This window comes from Mesorhizobium sp. NZP2077, assembly GCF_013170805.1.
In the GTDB taxonomy this organism is placed as follows: domain Bacteria; phylum Pseudomonadota; class Alphaproteobacteria; order Rhizobiales; family Rhizobiaceae; genus Mesorhizobium.
Genome location: NZ_CP051293.1, coordinates 5,243,014 through 5,261,991 on the forward strand (window position 1 = coordinate 5,243,014; position 18,978 = coordinate 5,261,991).

At 61.6% G+C, this 18,978-nt stretch carries 18 protein-coding genes; 11 read left to right on the forward strand and 7 right to left on the reverse strand.

Going from position 1 to position 18,978, the window contains the following annotated elements:
- Window positions 1–32 precede the first annotated feature (32 nt).
- Window positions 33–845 (reverse strand): IS21-like element helper ATPase IstB, encoded by an 813-nt coding sequence (istB, locus tag HGP13_RS26330; RefSeq protein WP_172221962.1) that lies wholly within the window; start codon window positions 843–845, stop codon window positions 33–35.
- The gene (gene istA, locus HGP13_RS26335) at window positions 835–2,364 is read right to left on the reverse strand and encodes an IS21 family transposase (protein ID WP_172221959.1); all 1,530 of its coding nucleotides are present in this window, start codon (window positions 2,362–2,364) and stop codon (window positions 835–837) included. Before istA ends, istB begins: the two co-directional genes overlap by 11 nt.
- Window positions 2,365–2,840: 476 nt before the next feature.
- Here istA and HGP13_RS26340 point away from each other — a divergent pair, with 476 nt between their 5' ends.
- The 4 genes from HGP13_RS26340 to HGP13_RS26355 all read left to right on the forward strand — a co-directional run bounded on the left by HGP13_RS26340 (window position 2,841) and on the right by HGP13_RS26355 (window position 5,945).
- Entirely contained in the window at window positions 2,841–2,993 is a 153-nt protein-coding gene (locus HGP13_RS26340; protein WP_172230746.1) for a hypothetical protein, read from the forward strand.
- Window positions 2,994–3,032: 39 nt separating this feature from the next.
- A complete protein-coding gene (locus tag HGP13_RS26345) occupies window positions 3,033–3,227 on the forward strand; it encodes a hypothetical protein (RefSeq protein ID WP_172230749.1) in 195 nt (64 codons plus the stop codon).
- A gap of 116 nt (window positions 3,228–3,343) precedes the next feature.
- Window positions 3,344–4,807, forward strand: a complete 1,464-nt coding sequence (locus HGP13_RS26350; RefSeq protein ID WP_246707129.1) for an AMP nucleosidase — start codon at window positions 3,344–3,346, stop codon at window positions 4,805–4,807.
- A gap of 127 nt (window positions 4,808–4,934) precedes the next feature.
- A complete protein-coding gene (locus HGP13_RS26355) occupies window positions 4,935–5,945 on the forward strand; it encodes an endonuclease/exonuclease/phosphatase family protein (RefSeq protein WP_246707130.1) in 1,011 nt (336 codons plus the stop codon).
- Window positions 5,946–6,007: 62 nt separating this feature from the next.
- Here the strand turns inward: HGP13_RS26355 and HGP13_RS26360 are convergent, their stop codons facing one another.
- From HGP13_RS26360 to HGP13_RS26370, 3 genes are all read right to left on the reverse strand, one after another.
- Window positions 6,008–6,604 carry a DUF922 domain-containing protein gene (locus HGP13_RS26360; protein WP_172230758.1) on the reverse strand — a complete coding sequence of 199 codons (597 nt, stop codon included), beginning with the start codon at window positions 6,602–6,604 and terminating at the stop codon, window positions 6,008–6,010.
- 84 nt (window positions 6,605–6,688) lie between these two features.
- The gene (locus HGP13_RS26365) at window positions 6,689–8,368 is read right to left on the reverse strand and encodes an electron transfer flavoprotein-ubiquinone oxidoreductase (RefSeq protein WP_172230761.1); all 1,680 of its coding nucleotides are present in this window, start codon (window positions 8,366–8,368) and stop codon (window positions 6,689–6,691) included.
- Between the two features lie 63 nt (window positions 8,369–8,431).
- Entirely contained in the window at window positions 8,432–8,578 is a 147-nt protein-coding gene (locus HGP13_RS26370; protein WP_172230764.1) for a hypothetical protein, read from the reverse strand.
- A gap of 10 nt (window positions 8,579–8,588) precedes the next feature.
- Here HGP13_RS26370 and HGP13_RS26375 point away from each other — a divergent pair, with 10 nt between their 5' ends.
- A complete protein-coding gene (locus HGP13_RS26375; protein ID WP_172230767.1) occupies window positions 8,589–9,233 on the forward strand; it encodes a hypothetical protein in 645 nt (214 codons plus the stop codon).
- Between the two features lie 149 nt (window positions 9,234–9,382).
- Here the strand turns inward: HGP13_RS26375 and HGP13_RS26380 are convergent, their stop codons facing one another.
- Window positions 9,383–9,760, reverse strand: coding sequence for a hypothetical protein (locus tag HGP13_RS26380; RefSeq protein ID WP_172230770.1), 378 nt, complete (start codon window positions 9,758–9,760; stop codon window positions 9,383–9,385).
- A gap of 159 nt (window positions 9,761–9,919) precedes the next feature.
- On the opposite strand from HGP13_RS26380, the gene HGP13_RS26385 reads away from it, so the two are divergent.
- Genes HGP13_RS26385 through maiA form a run of 4 tightly spaced genes read left to right on the forward strand, consistent with a single transcriptional unit; the run spans window position 9,920 to window position 12,605 of the window.
- A complete protein-coding gene (locus HGP13_RS26385) occupies window positions 9,920–10,129 on the forward strand; it encodes a hypothetical protein (RefSeq protein ID WP_172219749.1) in 210 nt (69 codons plus the stop codon).
- A 50-nt stretch (window positions 10,130–10,179) separates the two neighbouring features.
- The gene (locus HGP13_RS26390; protein WP_172230773.1) at window positions 10,180–11,058 is read left to right on the forward strand and encodes a uracil-DNA glycosylase; all 879 of its coding nucleotides are present in this window, start codon (window positions 10,180–10,182) and stop codon (window positions 11,056–11,058) included.
- 55 nt (window positions 11,059–11,113) lie between these two features.
- Window positions 11,114–11,920 (forward strand): helix-turn-helix transcriptional regulator, encoded by an 807-nt coding sequence (locus HGP13_RS26395; RefSeq protein ID WP_172230776.1) that lies wholly within the window; start codon window positions 11,114–11,116, stop codon window positions 11,918–11,920.
- A 55-nt stretch (window positions 11,921–11,975) separates the two neighbouring features.
- Window positions 11,976–12,605, forward strand: a complete 630-nt coding sequence (gene maiA, locus HGP13_RS26400) for a maleylacetoacetate isomerase (RefSeq protein ID WP_172230779.1) — start codon at window positions 11,976–11,978, stop codon at window positions 12,603–12,605.
- 21 nt (window positions 12,606–12,626) lie between these two features.
- Here the strand turns inward: maiA and HGP13_RS26405 are convergent, their stop codons facing one another.
- Window positions 12,627–13,646 (reverse strand): DMT family transporter, encoded by a 1,020-nt coding sequence (locus HGP13_RS26405; protein ID WP_246707131.1) that lies wholly within the window; start codon window positions 13,644–13,646, stop codon window positions 12,627–12,629.
- Window positions 13,647–13,794: 148 nt separating this feature from the next.
- Between HGP13_RS26405 and pepN the strand changes: the two genes are divergently transcribed.
- Both pepN and HGP13_RS26415 read left to right on the forward strand, forming a co-directional pair.
- Window positions 13,795–16,440 carry an aminopeptidase N gene (pepN, locus tag HGP13_RS26410; RefSeq protein ID WP_172230782.1) on the forward strand — a complete coding sequence of 882 codons (2,646 nt, stop codon included), beginning with the start codon at window positions 13,795–13,797 and terminating at the stop codon, window positions 16,438–16,440.
- 197 nt (window positions 16,441–16,637) lie between these two features.
- Window positions 16,638–18,959 (forward strand): PAS domain-containing sensor histidine kinase, encoded by a 2,322-nt coding sequence (locus HGP13_RS26415; RefSeq protein WP_172230785.1) that lies wholly within the window; start codon window positions 16,638–16,640, stop codon window positions 18,957–18,959.
- Window positions 18,960–18,978: the final 19 nt, after the last annotated feature.

Genomic DNA, 18,978 nt, shown 5'->3' on the forward strand with positions numbered 1-18,978 from the left:
CCCGGCATTTCCACCGAGAAGTGACCCGCCTGTCATGTATGTTTCGGTTCGGGGTTTACGGTCAAGGTTCTGGCTTTCTCCTTCGCTTTTTTGGGCTCGTGTGCGGAGCTGTTTTTGAATCGGAAGCTATCGTTTCCGGTTTCCAGGATGTGGCAATGATGGGTCAGCCGGTCGAGTAGCGCGGTTGTCATCTTGGCATCGCCGAAGACGCTGGCCCATTCGCTGAAGCTGAGGTTGGTGGTGATAATGACGCTTGTGCGTTCGTATAGCTTGCTCAGCAGATGGAAGAGCAATGCTCCACCTGATGCACTGAACGGCAGATAGCCAAGTTCGTCCAGGACGACGAGATCAGAATGGACGAGGCGATTGGCGATCTGGCCGGACCTTCCCTGTGCCTTCTCCTGTTCCAGCGCATTGACCAACTCGACAGTCGAGAAGAAGCGAACCCGTTTGTGATGATGCTCGATGGCCTGCACGCCGAGAGCGGTCGCAATATGGGTTTTGCCTGTTCCAGGGCCGCCGACGAGCACGATGTTGTTGGCTTCGTCGACGAACTCGCAACGATGAAGTTGCCGCACCAGTGCCTCGTTTACCTCGCTGCTGGCGAAGTCAAAGCCGTTGAGATCACGATAGGCTGGAAAGCGAGCTATCTTGAGCTGATAGGCTGTCGACCTGACCTCGCGTTCTGCCGTCTCGGCCTTCAGCAGTTGCGACAGGATGGGAATGGCGGCTTCAAACGCCGGCGCTCCCTGTTCGGTGAGTTCGCCTACAGCTTGCGCCATACCGTGCATCTTCAGGCTCCTGAGCATGATGACGATTGCGCCACTGGCAGGATTATGACGCATGGCGCACCTCCAAGGCCTTTCTCAAAGCATCGTAGCGTTCGACATTGGCCTTCGGCTCGTTGGTAAGCGTCAAAGCCTGAGGAGCGTCGATGGTGGGGGGTGTGAGGGATTTGCCATCGACCAGGCGATGAAGCAGATTCAGCACATGGGTCTTGGTGGGAACACCGCCCTGCAATGCCATCTCCACGGCGGAGAGCACCGCCTGCTCGTCGTGCTGAAGGACAAGTGCCAGGATGTCGACCATCTCGCGATCGCCGCCGGGCTTCTTGAGCAAATGCTGCTGCAAAGATCTGAATGCATCGGGAAGTTCGGCAAAAGGTGCTCCGTTGCGAAGGGCGCCTGGTTTGCGCTGAACAACAGCCAGATAGTGCCGCCAGTCATAGACCGTCTGTCCTGGCCGATCATGTGAGCGATCGATGATGCGGCGATGCTCACAGATGATCAAACCTTCCGCGGCAACCACGACACGATCTGGATAGACCCGCAGGCTCACGGGCCGGTTGGCAAAGGACGCCGGCACGCTGTAGCGGTTGCGCTCCAGATGTATAAGGCAGGTCGGAGACACCCGCTTGGTGTATTCGACAAACCCATCGAAGGACCGTGATGTCGGCATCAGAGACTGGACTTCTTCGGTCCAGACGTCATTGATGGTCCCCCTCATTCGCCCATGTGGCGTCTGCTGCCACAACACCCTGCAACGCTGCTCAAGCCAGTCGTTCAGGGCATCCAGCGAGGGAAAGCGTGGAATGGGCTGCCAAAGCCGGTGACGTGCGTCCTGAACATTCTTCTCGACTTGTCCTTTCTCCCAACCCGATGCGGGATTGCAGAACTCGGGTTCGAACAGATAGTGGCTGGCCATTGCCATGAAGCGGACATTGACGTCGCGCTCCTTGCCTCGTCCGACCCTGTCGACCGCCGTCTTCATGTTGTCGTAGATGCCGCGCCGGGGAATGCCGCCAAACACACGGAAAGCGTGATTGTGCGCGTCAAACAGCATCTCGTGCGTCTGCAGCAGGTAAGCCCGAACAATGAAGGCACGGCTGTAGCTCAGCTTCGTATGGGCCACCTGCAGCTTGGTGCGCTCATTGCCGATGATTGCCCAGTCTTCGGACCAATCGAACTGGAACGCTTCGCCGGGCTCAAACACCAAGGGAATGAAGGTCCCACGGCCGGATGTCTGCAACTCCCTTTGCCGATCAGCTCTCCAATCCCGGGCAAAGGCCGCCACCCGATTGTATGAGCCCTCATAGCCAAGGCTGATCAGATCAGCGTGCAGCTGCTTGACGGTTCGCTTCTGCTTGCGAGACCTGTTGGCTTCTGTCTTCAGCCAGGCAGACAATCGGTCGGCAAAGGCATCGAGCTTGCTCGGCCGGACCGGCACCTTGAACTTCGGCTCGACGCCATCAGAACGCAGATATCTGCGAATGGTATTCCGCGACAGGCCGGTCCTGCGGCTGATCTCACGGATCGATAATTGCTCTCGAAAATGCCAGCGTCGGATCACGCTCAATAACGCCATGTCGATCACTCCATAACCCCCGCTGAGACAGCAAGGGGTGGTTCAAACATGGGTCAATTCTCGATGGAAATATCCTCCAATGCCGGGTCACTTCTCAGTGGAAATCAACAGGATGCACACCTCGCGGCCTACGTAGGGCATTTGTCCCTGTAAGGGATGGCTGCAAGACCCCCTCCGGTGCCTCAGAAATCCCATGTTCGAGCTATGCGTCCAACACATTCCGTAAAATAAAAGCTAAATCTGGCACAAGCTCTGATCGACCCTACCTCATCCTTCTGACATGATGACGGGGCCTGGCGGGCCCCGTTTTCGTTTCATCTGCACCCCGAGAACGGTGCCATTGCCTTGGTCGCCGCGCAGCCGGCGCCCGCATGGTCAGATCCCGTCAATCAATTTGAACCGCAGATGAACGCCGGCATCAGAGCCGGTTCAGAGGCGTTGGGGCATTCTCTCCCGTGTTGAAGGAGACACGACCAATGCTTGCTCGCCGCTTCACCATCGTCTGCCTGCTGATGAGCCTGTTTGGAATGTTCTTCGCCATCCTCGTCGCCGAAGCGGGCCGTCCTGCCCGCGCCTGGGACAAAGCCAGTTCCTGCCAATTCGATTGCGTGAACCATTTTCGCCACTGAAGCGACAAAGATACAGATCCAAAGAGAAGAGCAAAAGCCATGAACCGCATCGCCGCCAATACCCTACAGACCCTCCGGCTCCTGCCGCGGGCGGCGCTTGTCCTGATGGCTCTTTCAGCGCCGGTTCTGGCGGTGCCGATGATGCGCGCCGATGCCGGCTCGACGATCGAGGCGCCGGCCCTGAGACAGTCCGGCGTGGGTTTCGTCCTGCTGGTCAGCCTGCAGCGGGGATAAAGAAAATTGGCGCTTAGGGCACCTTAGACAGCGACACCCCTCCCAACCGCCCGTCCAAGTCTCTATATTGAGCCATGGAAAAGCGAATCTACCCCCAAGCCATTGAATCTGTCGTCATGCCCGAGCCTTTTGGCAGGCAAAGCTTTGACAACGCCGAAAAAGCCGTTGCCGCACTGCAGGTCCTCTACGACCGCAACACCAAGTTCCTGCGCGACTCCTTTGCGGCGCTTGCCGCGGCGGGCGGCGACAATGGCAAGCGCTACCGCGCCTTCTATCCCGAGATCGGCGTCACCACCAATTCGTTCACCCAGATCGACTCGCGGCAGGCCTACGGCCACATGCCGACGCCGGGGCATTTTTCAACCACGATCACCCAGCCAGCTCTGTTCGAAAGCTATCTGGTCGAGCAGTTGCGCCTCATCATGCGAAATCACGGTGTCGCGGTCACGGTGTCCGAATCGACAACGCCCATCCCGCTGCATTTCGCCTTCCTCGAAGGCACCCACGTCGACGGCGCGGCGGCCGAGCGCATCAAGCGGCCGATCCGCGACCTGTTCGATGTGCCCGACCTCGACGGCACCGACGACCAGATCGCCAATGGCACTTTTGAAGTGGTCTTAGGCGAACCGAGGCCACTGGCGCCGTTCACCGCCCAGCGCATCGACTATTCGCTGCATCGCCTGTCGCATTACACGGCGACGACGCCACAGCACTTCCAGAACTTCGTGCTGTTCACCAATTACCAGTTCTACATCGACGAATTCGTCGCCCGCGCTCGCGTGCAGATGGCGGAAGGCGGCGGCGGATACTCCGAGTTCGTAGAACCGGGCAATGTGATCACCAAGGCCGGAGAAAGCGCACCCAGTTCAGGTGTGGCACCGCCGCGCCTGCCGCAGATGCCGGCCTATCATCTGAAGAAGCCCGGCCATGGCGGCATCACAATGGTCAACATCGGCGTCGGCCCTTCGAACGCCAAGACGATCACCGACCACATCGCCGTGCTCAGGCCGCATGCTTGGGTGATGCTTGGCCATTGCGCCGGGCTGCGCAACACCCAGGCGCTCGGCGACTATGTGCTGGCGCATGCCTATGTGCGCGAGGATCACGTACTGGATGACGACCTTCCCGTCTGGGTGCCGATCCCGCCACTGGCCGAGATCCAGGTCGCGCTGCAGGAGGCAGTTGCCGAAGTCACCGGCCTGTCGGGCTATGACCTGAAGCGCATCATGCGCACAGGCACGGTCGCCACCATCGACAACCGCAACTGGGAACTGCGCGACCAGCGCGGACCGGTCCAGCGCCTGTCGCAGTCGCGCGCCATCGCGCTCGACATGGAGTCGGCGACGATCGCCGCCAATGGCTTCCGCTTCCGCGTGCCCTACGGCACGCTGCTGTGCGTTTCCGACAAGCCGCTGCATGGCGAGCTGAAACTGCCTGGCATGGCGACCGAGTTCTACAAGCGGCAGGTGGCGCAGCACCTGACCATCGGCATCAAGGCGATGGAGAAGCTGGCCGAGATGCCCATGGAGCGGCTGCATTCGCGCAAGCTCCGGAGTTTTTCGGAGACGGCGTTCCAATAGGCGGCCGCGAGGCCGCGGCGAGGCAATTCGTCGTCTTGCTCAGGCCGCAATTTGACCGGTAAGCAGATCGAACGCAGGGCGGCACTCAGCAGACACGACCTCAATGACAACAGGCGCGCGCTTGAAAATGACGGCTGGGTTGGCATTCCTGGCGATGACGGCACTGTCGGCGGCGCTGTTGGCCGGGTTTTTCGGCACGCTGCATCCGGCGTTCGATTCCTTCTCGCATTTCCGCATTCACTTCAGTGTGCTTATGGCGCTTCTGGCGCTGCCGCTGCTAGCCAGTTCGTTTCGACTGCAAGCGGCAGCGGGGCTGGTCTTTGCCATCGCCTGCCTGGGCACGACGGCAAGCGCCCTGCCGAGGCTTTGGCCGCAGCCGGCGATTGCCAAGCCCTCTGATCAGGCGGTCTACAGCCTGCTGCAGATGAACCTGCGCTTCAACAACCCGACACCGAAGAAAGTGCTCTCTCTGATCGGCCGCACCAATCCGGATGTGATCACCCTCGATGAGGTGTCGGAGATGTGGACGACCGAGCTTGGCACCATCGCCAGCGCCTACCCCTACCGCATCCTGTGCCCATACCCGAACGGCATGTTCGGGGTGGCGCTGCTGTCGCGGCGGCCGTTCGCCGCCGACACCGCACCACGCTGCGAGCCGCGCGGCGCGATGGCGACCGCCACCGTCGATTTCGGCGGCATCAGCGTCGATGTCGCCGCGATCCATTTGAGCTGGCCGTGGCCGAAGGAGCAATACTGGCAGATCGGCGAACTGGCGAAAACGTTGGCCGGGCTTGGCCAGACCGCGATCATGGCCGGCGATTGCAACGCCGTGCCGTGGAGTGCGGCGGTGCGGCGGGTCGCTGCTCTCGGCGGCCTGACACTCATGCCTTCGGCTGGTTCGACCTGGATCCACCGGACACTGCCTGACGTCCTGCGCCGCTATGCAGGCCTGCCGATCGACCAGGTCTTCAGCAAGGGCGGGTTGACCATTCTGTCTTCCACCCGGCTGGAGGATACCGGCTCCGACCATCTGCCGGTGCTGGTCGAATTCACGCTAAGGCCTGACGACAAGCAGCCTGAGAATGGGCACGCCACAGCGCTCGCGGCGAGCGATTTGCCAGCCAAGCCGCACGGCTGACCGTCCATCGAACGGAGCAGCCGCGACGTCGCGAAGCGTTGCTATGGCGAGGGATTGCTCGTTCATGGTTTTCCGACCAAGGCAGCGATCAGATGCTCGACATGGCCGCCATTGCTGTGCTCGCGCCGATCGAAGGCAATCTGTTTGGCCTCATATTCGGCATAGACAGCCTTGATGCGACGCTGCGCTTCGCGGCGCGTCTTGTAGCAGGACGGGTCGTTGGCCATCCGCAGGCCGGTTATCAACCTTTCCGTAGCGCGCATCATCTCCCTGGCGATGCGTCCATGTGTTTCCTCATGGGCGCGAACACCGGCGAAAAACCTGACCCAGCGCCTCTTCAGCGCCGGCGTCGCGGGCGAGGCAAAGCGAGGGAAGGTGTAGAAAAGATTGAGCGTGCCATTGACACTCCGCATCCGACAAAAGCCGTTGTCCTCACCGGCATTGAGGTTCCAGTCGACGGTATAGGCGGTTGTGGCGATGGCATGCGTCATGAAGCCGTGCCTGGGGCCTTTGCTGTCCATCGTCTCGACGAGGGCGGCGCCCGAGCTTCCCGTAACGTCGTAGGTCCGCGTCTGGACCACCGCCCTGGTGCCGGCCAAGGCTTCTGGCGCACACAGCGCTCCGATAGCGACGAGGCATGTCATTACCATCCGGCGCATGGGCCTTCTCCCCTATCCCGGAGAAGGAACCATAGACCGGTGGCCGTTTCAACGGTTTTGCTGCCGCCGCCCGGCCGCGCGAGGTCACATACCCAGGTAGACCGGGCCTTCGCCGCCCTGCGGCGGCACCCAGTTGATGTTCTGGTTCGGGTCCTTGATATCGCAGGTCTTGCAGTGGACGCAGTTCTGCGCGTTGATGACGAAGCGCACGTCTTTCGCCGCCGGGTCGGCGGCCGCGTTGCCGTCTTTGTCGACCCATTCATAGACGCCTGCCGGGCAATAGCGTGTCGAGGGCCCGGCAAAGACATCGTGCTCGGACCGCTTCTGCAAATCCATATCGCCGACCAGCAGATGGACCGGCTCGTTTTCTTCGTGATTGGTGTTGGACAGGAACACCGAGGACAGGCGATCGAAGGTGAGCACGCCGTCCGGCTTTGGATAGGCGATCTTCTTGTGCTGGGCAGCGGGCTCGAGCGTGGCATAGTCGGCCTTACCGTGCTTCAGCGTGCCGAAGGGCGAGACGCCGAACAGCGTGTTCAGCCACATGTCGAGGCCACCGAGGCCGATGCCGACGATGGTGCCGAAGCGCGACCATAGCGGCTTGACGTTGCGCACCTTCTTCAAATCCTTGCCGATATCGGTCGCGCGCCAGGCGTCCTCGTAGGAGGTGAGCTCGTCATTGGCGCGACCTGCGGCAATTGCTTCACTGACATGCTCGGCGGCCAGCATGCCCGACAGCACCGCATTGTGGGAGCCCTTGATGCGCGGCACGTTGACGAAGCCCGCGGCACAGCCCATCAGCGCACCGCCTGGGAAGGACAGTTTCGGCACCGACTGCCAGCCGCCCTCGGTGATGGCGCGCGCGCCATAGCCCAGCCGCTTGGCGCCCTCGAAGGTGCCGGCGATTGCTGGATGGGTCTTGAAGCGCTGGAATTCCTCGAATGGCGACAGATAAGGGTTCTTGTAATTGAGGTGGAGGACGAAGCCGACGGCCACCTGATTGTCCTCAAGGTGATAGAGGAAGGAGCCGCCACCGGTCTTCATGTCGAGCGGCCAGCCGAAGGAGTGCTGCACCAGGCCCGGCCGATGGTTTTCCGGCTTGACCTGCCAGAGTTCCTTGAGACCGATGCCATATTTGCCGGGCTCGCGGCCATCGGAAAGCTTGTGTCTGGCGATCAGCTGCTTGGCGAGCGAGCCGCGCGCACCTTCGCCGATCAGCACATATTTGCCCATCAACGCCATGCCCGGCGCGAAGCCCGGTCCATGCGTGCCGTCCTTCTCGACGCCCATGTCGCCGGTGACGACGCCGGTGACAGCACCTTTTTCATTGTAGAGCAGGCCTGCGGCGGCAAAGCCCGGATAGATCTCGACGCCGAGCGCCTCGGCCTTGGTTGCCAGCCAGCGGCAGACATTGCCGAGCGAGACGATGTAATTGCCATGATTGTTCATCAGCGGCGGCATGAAAATGTTGGGCAGACGGAACGAGCCGGCAGGGCCGAGCACCAGGAAATGGTCCGCCGTGACCGGCGTCTTGAAAGGATGGCCTTCCTCTTCGCGCCAGCCGGGCAGCAGCCGGTCGATGCCGATTGGATCGACGACGGCGCCGGACAGGATATGGGCGCCAACCTCGCCGCCCTTTTCCAGCACGACGACGGAAAGCTCGGGATTGACCTGCTTGAGGCGGATGGCGGCGGCAAGGCCAGCCGGGCCGGCACCGACGATGACCACGTCGAATTCCATGCTTTCGCGTTCAATATCGCTCATCGACCCCTCCGCACTGGCTTGCCGCTGTTGCGTATCTTGCTGGCTCCTGCGCTGCATAGCGCATCAATTGGCGACAGGAAACCGGCGCAGACGTGACAATGCGGATTTGGCCAAAAAGTCGCGCATCTTGCGCCAGGGCAGCCGTTTGTGCCCGACAAGACCCACAGTGCTTGCGTTTTTTAATTGTTCGGCGGCTTGCTTATCGGCCATACTTCCCGCCATGCGCATTCCCGGGCCTGCCGGCTTTCCTTCGACGCGCTTTCTTTTCCCGCCCGGCCGGGCCTGCCGGGCGATTCTTCTGGCCCTTCTGATGGCGCTACCAGGGCACGCCACCGCGGACGAGGTGAAGGTCTGGGCAACGGGCGCCTACTCCTTCTCCGACGAGCTTGGCGGCTTTCGCATCACCGGAGCCTCCGGCATCGGAACCAAGGATGATCCGCTGGTCATCACCGAAGAGCTGAATTCGGCGACACCGGTGACGCTGACCATCCGCACCACCAAGCCGATCCAGACATTCGGCAAGGCGGGCGAGTTCGCCAACGGCATCATGTACATGCGCATCGACGTGCTCAACAACAGCGGCCAGGCATGGATCGAATTCCAGTTCGAGCTTCAGGAAATCCTGGATCAGCCAAGCGTGTTCGGCGACGGACTTTCGTTCGACCAGCGCAACAAGACGCCGGACAACATCTGGTCGAGCAACTTTGCCGATTTCGACCGGGAGTTCGAGCCTTATGATCGGCTGCTGTTCAAGAACGGTAAGGTCGACCCGCTGAAGACGGCCAGCTTCGAGTTCCTGATGACCGATTACACGCCGCGATGGACTTTTTATCTGGTGCAGGATCCGCGCATTCCGACGGGGTGAAATATGCCGGTATTTGAGCAATGCCGGCACGCGAACGGTAGCTCAACGGTGGCTCCCTGCGCTCCCGGCTGCGGCAAAGATGCTGGCGCCACTGCGCGAATATTCGACCGCGATCGCCAGCTAGACCCCCGTGGCGGCAGGGTGGGTAACTACATGTCGTCTATTTCAATAGTTTTGAACATAAAACTAATACTGCCATGATCTCGTCCCCAACTAGAGCTACCATCTCCAAGATTAAGATTAATATTTGCCAAAATCGAGTCGCCTATGATATTTGCTCTTATGTCTCCTATTCTTACTCCTTCCAAATCAGTAACATCTATAAAATACGCGGTCGTCCAGCCAAATATTAAGCTGCACGGCCTCTTAACATATCCAAAACTTCCTTCGTAATTCCAATTCATATCTGGTGTAACCAGCTTCGCAGTCTGACTATCGAAATCGATATTTATTCGGTCTAAACTAACATCGTGGAATGAAAAAGAATTTATGAAATCCTCTGGTTTGTCAATTTTCTCCGTCGCCATTACAATATCCGATCCCTATAAATGCAGACACCCGCACACCTGTCTTTTACTCCGAATCTCAGCCTGCCCCCAGCGCGCCGCCCAAGTATGCGCTGACAGTGCACTATTTCTTTTGGCCGCTGTCCAGCAATTCCGTTGTTCGCCTCACGTTTGGAACGCATGCATTCGGTGAAGATGAGCATTCCGGGTTCCACTCTCGATGCATGGACGCGTGGGATAAAAGTGCACTGTCACCGTATTACCCGCCTGCTGTTCAAGGACGGTAAGGTCGACCCGCTGAAGACCGCCAGCTTCGAATTCCTGGTGACCGACTACACGCCGCGCTGGACCTTCTATCTGGTGCAGGATCCGCGCATACCGACCGGATAGGGCAAGCCGCCAGCTTGCAAATTGCGGTCATGCGGACGAATGTGCGCACCATGACTGCCGCCTCCCCCAACAGCCCAACCGATATTGCCGACATCCTGGCCTTCTATGCCAGCGCCGGCGTCGATAAGGCGCTGGAAGACGCCCCGGTGAACCGCTTCGCCGAAGCGGCGCTGAAGGCCGTCGAACGCGCACCGGCGCCTGCTGGGCCGCCTCGTGAAGAGAAGGCGCCCGAGCGGCAAGCGGCATCGCCTGGCCTGGATGCGAGCAACGTGCCGGATGCACCGACGCGCACCATATCCGCCACTGCCGCCATACCCGACGAGGCGCAGGCCGCCCTTGCCCGGCAAATGGCGACAAGCGCCTCTACACTCGAAGAGCTGCGCCAGCGTATGGCTGCCTTCGACGGCTGCAATCTCAAGGCCACCGCCAAGAACCTGGTGTTCGCCGACGGCAACCCGGAGGCCGCGGTGATGCTGGTGGGCGAAGCGCCGGGACGGGACGAGGACATCGAGGGCCTGCCCTTCGTCGGCCGCTCGGGCCGGCTGCTCGACCGTATGCTGGCCGCGATCGGGCTTGACCGCACTTCGGTCTACATCGCCAACGTCATTCCGTGGCGGCCGCCGGGCAACCGCACGCCGACGCCGCACGAGACGGAAATCTGCCGGCCGTTCATTGAGCGGCAGATCGAGCTGGTGAATCCCAAAGTGCTGGTCAATCTCGGCGGACCTTCGGCCAAAACCTTGCTCAAGACCAGCGAGGGTATTTTGCGGCTGCGCGGCAACTGGCGTGTCCACACCACCGCCTCGGGCACCGCCATTCCGGCGATGCCGACGCTGCATCCGGCCTATCTGTTGCGCACGCCTGCGCACAAGAAGCTGGCATGGCGGGATTTTCTCGAGGTGAAGGCGAAACTGCGGGCGCTCTCCTAGCGATAACCTCGCAGGTAATTGAAATCCCTCTGCCATCGCCCTAGTCATGGGCGCTATGACAACAGCCCAAACCTCCGCCGGCAGCCTCATTCGCGAATGGCGCACGCGCCGCCGCATGAGCCAGCTCGACCTTGCCATGGAAGCCGAGATTTCGCAGCGCCATCTGTCCTTCGTCGAAAGCGGGCGGGCCGCGCCCTCGCGCGATATGGTCTTGCATCTGGCTGAGCAGCTTTCGATCCCGCTGAGGCAGCGCAACCAGTTGCTGCTGGCCGCGGGCTTTGCGCCGAGCTTCGGCGAACGGCCACTTACCGACACGACGCTGGCACCGGCGATGGCAGCGGTCGAGATCGTGCTCAAGGGCCACGAGCCGTTCCCGGCGCTGGCGGTGGACCGGCACTGGAACCTGGTTTCGGCGAATGCCGCGATTGCTCCCTTCCTTGCCGATGTCGGCGAGGCTTCCCTGCTGGCGCCGCCGGTCAACGTGCTTCGCCTCAGCCTGCACCCAGGCGGCATTGCACCGCGCATCGTCAACCTGCAGGAATGGCGCACGCACCTGCTGGAACGGCTGAAACAACAGAACGACGCCAGCGGCGATCGGGTGCTGGTCGAATTGGAGCGGGAATTGCGCAGCTATCCGTCCGGGCTGAAGGGCAGCAGGCCTATGCCTGTCGAGCCGAATGCGATCGTGCATCCACTGCGCCTCGCCCATGGTGATCAGGTACTGTCGTTCATCACTACCATCACCGTGTTCGGCACACCGCTCGACGTGACGCTGTCCGAACTGGCGATCGAATCCTTCTTTCCAGCGGATGAGCAGACGAGGGCTGTACTGGTGCGGCTGGCGAAAGAGCGGGCTGGCTGACCCTTGACGGGCTGGCCGCGCACCCTGTTACCGTTCGCGGAGTAGGAGAAACCACATGCGTCTACTGTCCCGCTGGCAGAATTCGGCCGGCGAACGTGTTCGAATCGCGCTTCGACTGAAGGGATTGCAGTTCACCTATGTGCCGGTGAGATCCCTGGCGCCGGGGGAATACAAAACCCTCAATCCGCAAAGCCTGCTGCCGGCCCTCGACATCGAAGGCCGAATTATCGCCCAATCGCCCGCCATTCTCGAATATCTTGAGGAGATGTACCCGACGCCAAGCCTGTTGCCCGTAGACCCACTAACGCGCGCTCAGGCCCGGGCTTTCGGAGCGCACATTGCATCGGAAATGCACGCGATCACGGTGCAGAGGGTTCGTCGATTCCTGCAATCCGAGTTGTCAATCGACGAAGCCGGTGTCGACCGCTGGGTGCAGAACTGGCTGAGCCTGGGCTTCACCGCCTTGGAGGAAACGCTGACTGGACGCGCGACCCAATGGCCATTCTGCTTCGGAGACACACCGGGATGGGCGGACCTGCACCTTGTGCCTCAAATGAACAATGCCCGTCGTTTCGGCGTCGATCTCTCGCCCTACCCTTTGCTGATTTCCGTGGATCGTCTTTGCAACCAACTGGATGCCTTCCGCCTGTCACGGTCCGAGGCGCAGTCCGATTTTCCCGGCTGACGAAAGCAATCGAGGGCATTCTCAGCCTTGCGGCAGCGTCACCTTGCGCGCTCGCTGTCGCTCCAGCCCGAGTTGCCGCTCGCGCCAGATGATGAAGATGCCGGCGGCCACCACGATCACGCCGCCGATCAGCGTGCTGAGCGAGGTCACGTCGCCGAAAACGAAATAGCCGACGACAACGCCGAGGATCATCGAGGTGTATTCGAACGGCGCCACCACCGACGCCTCGGCATGACGATAGGCCGAGGTCATCAGGATCTGGCCGAGGCCGCCGCAGAAGCCGGCCATGATAAGCAGTGCGGCTTGCGCCGGCGTCAGTGCTTGCCAGCCAAAAGGCAGCGTCAGCAGCGAGAGCACGCTCGCGGTCGACGAGAACCACAAGACGATGGTCGCCGTCTTCTCCGTTTGCACGAGATTGCGCACAAGCAGCATGGCGACAGCCGAGATCGCCGCGGCCACCAGCGCGGCCATGACGCCCAGGACCTCCTGGTCGTCCAGCCCTTCGTCGGAGTTGAGCAGGGTCAACTCCGGCCAGGAAATGATCAGCACTCCGATCAGACCAACCGCCACCGCGCTCCAGCGATAGACCCGGATCGTCTCGCCAAGGAAGACCGAGGAAAACACCACGACCAGCAGCGGCTGCGCATAGTTCAGGGTGATCGCTTCCGGCAGCGGCAGCCTGGTCAGCGCGAAGAAGCCAAGCCCCATGGCGCCAACGCCGACAATACCGCGTGCGACATGGTTGAAGGGACGTTTGGTGACGAATGCCGTCGAAAGCCGTCCCTTCAATGCCAGGAAGGCAATGATCGGGAATATGGCGAAGAAGGAGCGGAAGAAGACGATCTGCCCGGCCGGCACGTCGCCGGCCGCCTTGATGCAGGTTTGCATGCCGACAAAAACCGCGACGGAGACGATCTTCAGGGCGATGCCCCTTAGCGCACCGTGGCCGCTCGTTTCTGGTTGAGCCCCGGCTCCTGATGTCACGCTGGTGATGCGTCCCTGATCGTTGCCTGTATGCCCGGCAACGCTGGCATTCAACATGCTTTGGCCGCGATGCCGCAAAGAAGGCCTCGATAGACCCTCTCGCAGTTTTGTCGAGGGACCGTTTCGTGTAAAGAGCGCTGACTTCAAATTTCTTGGACCAGCGGAACTGTCCGCTCCCGAGGCAATCGACAGGAAAAACAACGGAATGCGCACGGACACCGGCCAGGTCTTCAAACTCGAAGACTATCGCCCCAACGACTATCTCATTCCGCAGACCAACCTCACCTTCCGCCTTTCGCCCGAGGCCACAATCGTCACCGCAATCCTGACGGTCGAACGCCGCGACGGCGTGTCCGCGTCGGCGCCGTTGGTGCTCGACGGCGACGGGTTGACGCTCAGGCGCATCGCTATCGACGGCAAGAAAGCAAAGCCGGCGGATCTGCTGGTGACACCTGACCAGCTCACCATTCTCAAGCCACCGGCCGCACGCCGCTTCCAGTTGCTGATCGAAACCGAACTGGCACCGGTCGGCAACGAAGCCCTGATGGGGCTCTACCGCTCGAACAATGTCTATTGCACGCAATGCGAGGCCGAGGGCTTCCGCCGCATCACCTATTTCCTCGATCGCCCCGATATCCTGTCCGTCTACACCGTGCGCATCGAGGCACTGCGCGACGAGGCGCCGCTGCTCCTGTCTAACGGCAATCCCGTCGACAAGGGCGATCTCGGTGACGGCCGGCACTATGCCGTGTGGCACGACCCCTTCCCCAAGCCGTCCTATCTGTTCGCGCTGGTGGCCGGCAATCTCGGCCGGGTTGCCGACAGTTTCGTCACCCTATCCGGCCGCGAGGTCGAGCTCGGTATCTATGTCGAGCCTGGCAAGGATAAGCTTGCCGCTTACGCCATGGACGCGCTGAAGCGGTCGATGAGATGGGACGAAGAGGCGTTTGGCCGGGAGTACGACCTCGACGTCTTCAACATCGTCGCCGTGTCCGACTTCAACATGGGCGCGATGGAGAACAAGGGGCTCAACATCTTCAACGACAAATATGTGCTGGCCGACCAGGAGACCGCGACGGACGCCGATTTCGCCAATATCGAGGCGATCATCGCACATGAGTATTTCCACAATTGGACAGGCAACAGAATCACTTGCCGCGACTGGTTCCAGCTTTGCCTGAAGGAAGGGCTGACGGTCTTCCGCGACCACGAATTCTCCGCCGACCAGCGCTCGCGGCCGGTCAAGCGCATCGCCGAGGTACGCCTGCTGCGCGCGCATCAGTTTCCCGAGGATCAGGGCCCGCTGGCGCATCCGGTGCGGCCGCGCCGCTACCGCGAGATCAACAATTTCTACACGGCAACGGTCTACGAAAAGGGCTCCGAAGTGGTGCGCATGATCCGCACCATCCTTGGGGCCGAGACCTTTCGCGCCGGCATGGACCTCTATTTCGAGCGCCATGACGGCGACGCGGCGACGATCGAGGATTTCATCAAGGTGTTCGAGGATGCTTCGGGCCGCGACCTGTCGCAGTTCGCGCTCTGGTATCATCAGGCGGGCACGCCCAACCTGACGGTCAGTTCGACGCACAATGCGGCCGCGCAGGAATTCACGCTCGAGATCGAGCAGTCGGTGCCGCCGACACCCTCCGAAAGCCGCAAGCGGCTGATGCATATTCCGCTTGCCTTCGGGCTGATCGGCGCCGGCGGCAAGCCTGTCGAATATAGCGGCGTCGAGGGCGCCAGCGTCGAGGGTGGTGTCATCCATCTTCGCAAGCGCCGCCATATGGTGCGTTTCTCAGGCGTTGCCGAACGCCCGGCGGTGTCGCTCAATCGCGGCTTTTCGGCACCGGTGACGCTGTCGGTCGAGCAGAAGGCCGATGACCAGTTCTTCCTCGCCCGCCATGACAGCGACGCCTTCTCGCGCTGGCAAGCCTTCAACACGCTGCTTACCGATGCGCTGATCGCTGCCTTCCGCGAAATCCTTGGCGGCAAGCAGCCGGTCTTCGCGACGCGGCTGACCGAGCTTGCCGGCGGCATTGCCGCCGATGAGACGCTGGAACCTGCCTACCGGGCTCTGGCACTGGCGCTGCCCGGCGATGCCGACATCGCCCGCGACATCGGCAAGAACATCGATCCCGACGCTATCCATACGGCCCGGCAGGCCCTTGCGCTCGCGATCGCCACGGCCAATGGCGAGGCATTTTCCAGCCTCTACCACAGCCTTGCCGACAAGACCGCCTTCAGCCCTGACGCGGCGAGCGCAGGACGGCGCGCCTTGCGCAACACTTTGCTGGATTATCTCTCGCTGCTGCCGGGCGGAGCGGCATTGGCGGCCGGGCATTTCCAGTCCGCGACCAACATGACCGACCGCGCGGCCGCACTTGGCGCGCTCGCTCATCGCCACCATGGTTCGCCCGAGGCCATCAAGGCGCTGGCGGCTTTCGAGAAGACTTATGGGTCCGACCCGCTGGTCATGGACAAATGGTTCCAGATCCAGGCCAGCGTGCCGGGGCCGCAGGCCGTGGACACCGTTCGGGCACTGTCAGCTCATCCGGCCTTCTCGATGGCCAATCCAAACCGGGTGCGTTCGCTGGTCGGCACCTTCTCCAGCGCCAACCAGACCGGCTTCCATCGCGCCGACGGCGAAGGCTACCGATTCTTCGCGCAGACGGTGCTCGAGGTCGAAAAACGCAATCCGCAAGTGGCGGCAAGACTGGCGACGGCACTGCGATCATGGCGTTCGCTTGAGCCGGGCCGGCAAGCCAAGGCCCGGGAAGCGCTGCTTTCGATCGCCAATGCCGAAAGCCTGTCGGCGGATCTGCGCGATATCGTCGAGCGCACGCTGGCCTAGGCACCCCTTGCCTTCTCCCTTGCGGGAGGAGGCCCGAGCCGCCGCACCTCCAAAACCGATTATTTTAGTCGATTTTTAATCTTTTTTCGCCGGACCACTAGACAAGGCGAATCACCTTTGATTCTTTACTGACGATTCGGATGTGCGGCGTTTGCCGGATCACCAAGCAGCATAGGCAAATTCGGGGAGTGCCATTTATGGCGAAGGCGGACGCGTGGGGCGCGCCCGGTGGGATGGCTTTTGCGCGTCGCAAGACGCGCAGCGATGGCCTTGCCGGGAATACGCGGCTCATTGCCGAACCGGCCTACAAGCGGCTTCTGGCCGCCGAGCCGCTGCTGCGCCGGTCGATACCGGCCCTTATCATCATCTTCCTTCTCGTCATCGCGGCGCTGCGCGTGCTGTCGCTGATGAACGAACGCGACGATGTCGAGCGTGATGCCAAGGCGATCCTGACACTGGCGGCGGGGCAACTGGCCAGTTCGCTCGCCACCACCTCGGATACCGTGCCCGGCGCCATTCAGGATCTGCTGGAAACCACCAGCCGTCAGGGCTCGATGAGCCGCAGCCATGTGCTCGTCATCACCGACAGCGCCTTCAAGATCGCCGCGGTCACGCCACGCTCGATGCCTTGGCAAGGCCATGCGCTCGACGGCCTCGTCGAGGGTGGCCAGCCGCTGTTCATGTTTGGCGACCGCGCCGGCGTCATGGAGGTCAATATCGGCGGCCAGGACTGGTACGCCGCGGTCAGCGTGGCCAAGGAGCGGAAGGGAGCGGCGGCGGCCTTGGTGCCGCAGGACGCCGTCTTCGACACGTGGCGCAAGACCGTCTCGCTCAACGTCACCCTGTTCGTGCTGACGGCCGGCGTGCTGATCATCATCCTCTACGCCTATTTTGGACAGGCGGCGCGCGCGCAGGCCGCCGACCGCATCTATCTCGAAGCGCATCAGCGTATCGACATGGCGCTGGTTCGCGGCCGCTGCGGCCTGTGGGACTGGGACATGGTGCGCGGCAAGATGTACTGGTCGCGCTCGATGTACGACATGCTGGGCTACGAGCCCTGCGACACGATGCTGTCCTTCGGCGAGGTCGACGAGATCATCCATCCCGAGGACGGCGACCTGTTCGAGCTCGCCAACAGAATTGTCGCCCGCGAGATCGACCACATCGACCAGGTGTTCCGGATGCGGCATGCCGACGGCCAATGGGTGTGGATGCGCGCTCGTGCCCAGGTCATGGATCCGGAAGCACCGGAAATCCAGCTGATCGGGATCGCTGTCGACGTCACCGAGCAGCGCCATCTGGCGCTGCGTTCCGAGGCGGCCGATCTTCGCCTCAGAACCGCGATCGAGAACATCAACGAATCTTTCGTGCTTTGGGATTCGGCCCAGCGGCTGATCATGTGCAATTCCAAATATCAGCAGGACAACGGGCTCTCGGATCGCGACGTGATGCCGGGCGTGACGCGCGCTTCCCTGGACGAGCGGATGCTGGCCTTTGCTTCCGAGCGCCGGCTTGCCAACACCAATGGTCCGCAAGGCGGCGCCACTTTCGAACGTCAGCTGTCCGACGGCCGCTGGCTGCAGGTCAACGAACTCAGGACCAGGGACGGCGGCATTGTCTCGGTCGGCTCCGACATCACGCAGATCAAGCTGCATCAGGAAAAGCTGGTCGACAGCGAACGCCGGCTGATGGCAACGATCCATGATCTCAGCCTCGCCAGGCGCTCCGAAGAGGAGCGCTCCAGCGAGCTGGTCGACCTCAACCGTAAGTACATGAAGGAAACCGAACGGGCCGAAGCGGCGAACCAGGCCAAATCCGAATTCCTGGCCAACATGTCGCATGAATTGCGCACGCCGCTGAACGCCATCATCGGCTTTTCCGAACTGATGGAACAGGGGCTGTTCGGCCCGCTGGGTTCGGAGCGCTACGAGGAGTACGCCACCGATATCAACAGCAGCGGCAAGTATCTGCTGGGCGTCATCAACGACATACTCGACATGTCCAAGATCGAGGCCGGCCAGTTCTCGCTGGACCAGGAGCAGATCGACCTCGGGCCGCTGATCAGCGAGACGGTGCGCGTCGTCTCGCTGCAGGCCGCGCAAAAGGCGATCACCGTGGAAACGCGTATCGCCGACGCACTGACGTTGTTCGCCGATCGCCGGGCGATCAAGCAGATCGTCATCAACCTCCTGTCCAACGCGGTGAAGTTCACCGGCCAGGGTGGCCATATTTCGGTCAGGGCCCGCAACACGTCCGGCGCGTTGGTGCTGACGATCGAAGACAATGGCTGCGGCATCCCGAAGGCGGCGCTCGGCAAACTCGGGCGACCCTTCGAACAGGTGCAGAACCAGTTCTCCAAGAACCATGCCGGATCCGGTCTTGGCCTTGCCATCTCGCGCTCGCTTGCCGAACTTCAGGGCGGCGCGCTGAAGATCCGTTCGACCGAAGGCGTCGGCACGATCGTGTCGGTGCGAATACCGGTGAAAAAGGCGCCGGCGGCCGTCAAGGTCGCGGCTTAAGCAGCAGGCTCCGGCCGGC

Coding starts and splice junctions, on each gene's coding strand:
- istB (WP_172221962.1), bottom strand. CDS start 845: ATGCGTCATAATCCTGCCAGTGGCGCAATCGTCATCATGCTCAGGAGC.
- istA (WP_172221959.1), bottom strand. CDS start 2,364: ATGGCGTTATTGAGCGTGATCCGACGCTGGCATTTTCGAGAGCAATTA.
- HGP13_RS26340 (WP_172230746.1), top strand. CDS start 2,841: ATGCTTGCTCGCCGCTTCACCATCGTCTGCCTGCTGATGAGCCTGTTT.
- HGP13_RS26345 (WP_172230749.1), top strand. CDS start 3,033: ATGAACCGCATCGCCGCCAATACCCTACAGACCCTCCGGCTCCTGCCG.
- HGP13_RS26350 (WP_246707129.1), top strand. CDS start 3,344: ATGCCCGAGCCTTTTGGCAGGCAAAGCTTTGACAACGCCGAAAAAGCC.
- HGP13_RS26355 (WP_246707130.1), top strand. CDS start 4,935: ATGACGGCTGGGTTGGCATTCCTGGCGATGACGGCACTGTCGGCGGCG.
- HGP13_RS26360 (WP_172230758.1), bottom strand. CDS start 6,604: ATGCGCCGGATGGTAATGACATGCCTCGTCGCTATCGGAGCGCTGTGT.
- HGP13_RS26365 (WP_172230761.1), bottom strand. CDS start 8,368: ATGAGCGATATTGAACGCGAAAGCATGGAATTCGACGTGGTCATCGTC.
- HGP13_RS26370 (WP_172230764.1), bottom strand. CDS start 8,578: ATGGCCGATAAGCAAGCCGCCGAACAATTAAAAAACGCAAGCACTGTG.
- HGP13_RS26375 (WP_172230767.1), top strand. CDS start 8,589: ATGCGCATTCCCGGGCCTGCCGGCTTTCCTTCGACGCGCTTTCTTTTC.
- HGP13_RS26380 (WP_172230770.1), bottom strand. CDS start 9,760: ATGGCGACGGAGAAAATTGACAAACCAGAGGATTTCATAAATTCTTTT.
- HGP13_RS26385 (WP_172219749.1), top strand. CDS start 9,920: ATGCATTCGGTGAAGATGAGCATTCCGGGTTCCACTCTCGATGCATGG.
- HGP13_RS26390 (WP_172230773.1), top strand. CDS start 10,180: ATGACTGCCGCCTCCCCCAACAGCCCAACCGATATTGCCGACATCCTG.
- HGP13_RS26395 (WP_172230776.1), top strand. CDS start 11,114: ATGACAACAGCCCAAACCTCCGCCGGCAGCCTCATTCGCGAATGGCGC.
- maiA (WP_172230779.1), top strand. CDS start 11,976: ATGCGTCTACTGTCCCGCTGGCAGAATTCGGCCGGCGAACGTGTTCGA.
- HGP13_RS26405 (WP_246707131.1), bottom strand. CDS start 13,646: ATGTTGAATGCCAGCGTTGCCGGGCATACAGGCAACGATCAGGGACGC.
- pepN (WP_172230782.1), top strand. CDS start 13,795: ATGCGCACGGACACCGGCCAGGTCTTCAAACTCGAAGACTATCGCCCC.
- HGP13_RS26415 (WP_172230785.1), top strand. CDS start 16,638: ATGGCGAAGGCGGACGCGTGGGGCGCGCCCGGTGGGATGGCTTTTGCG.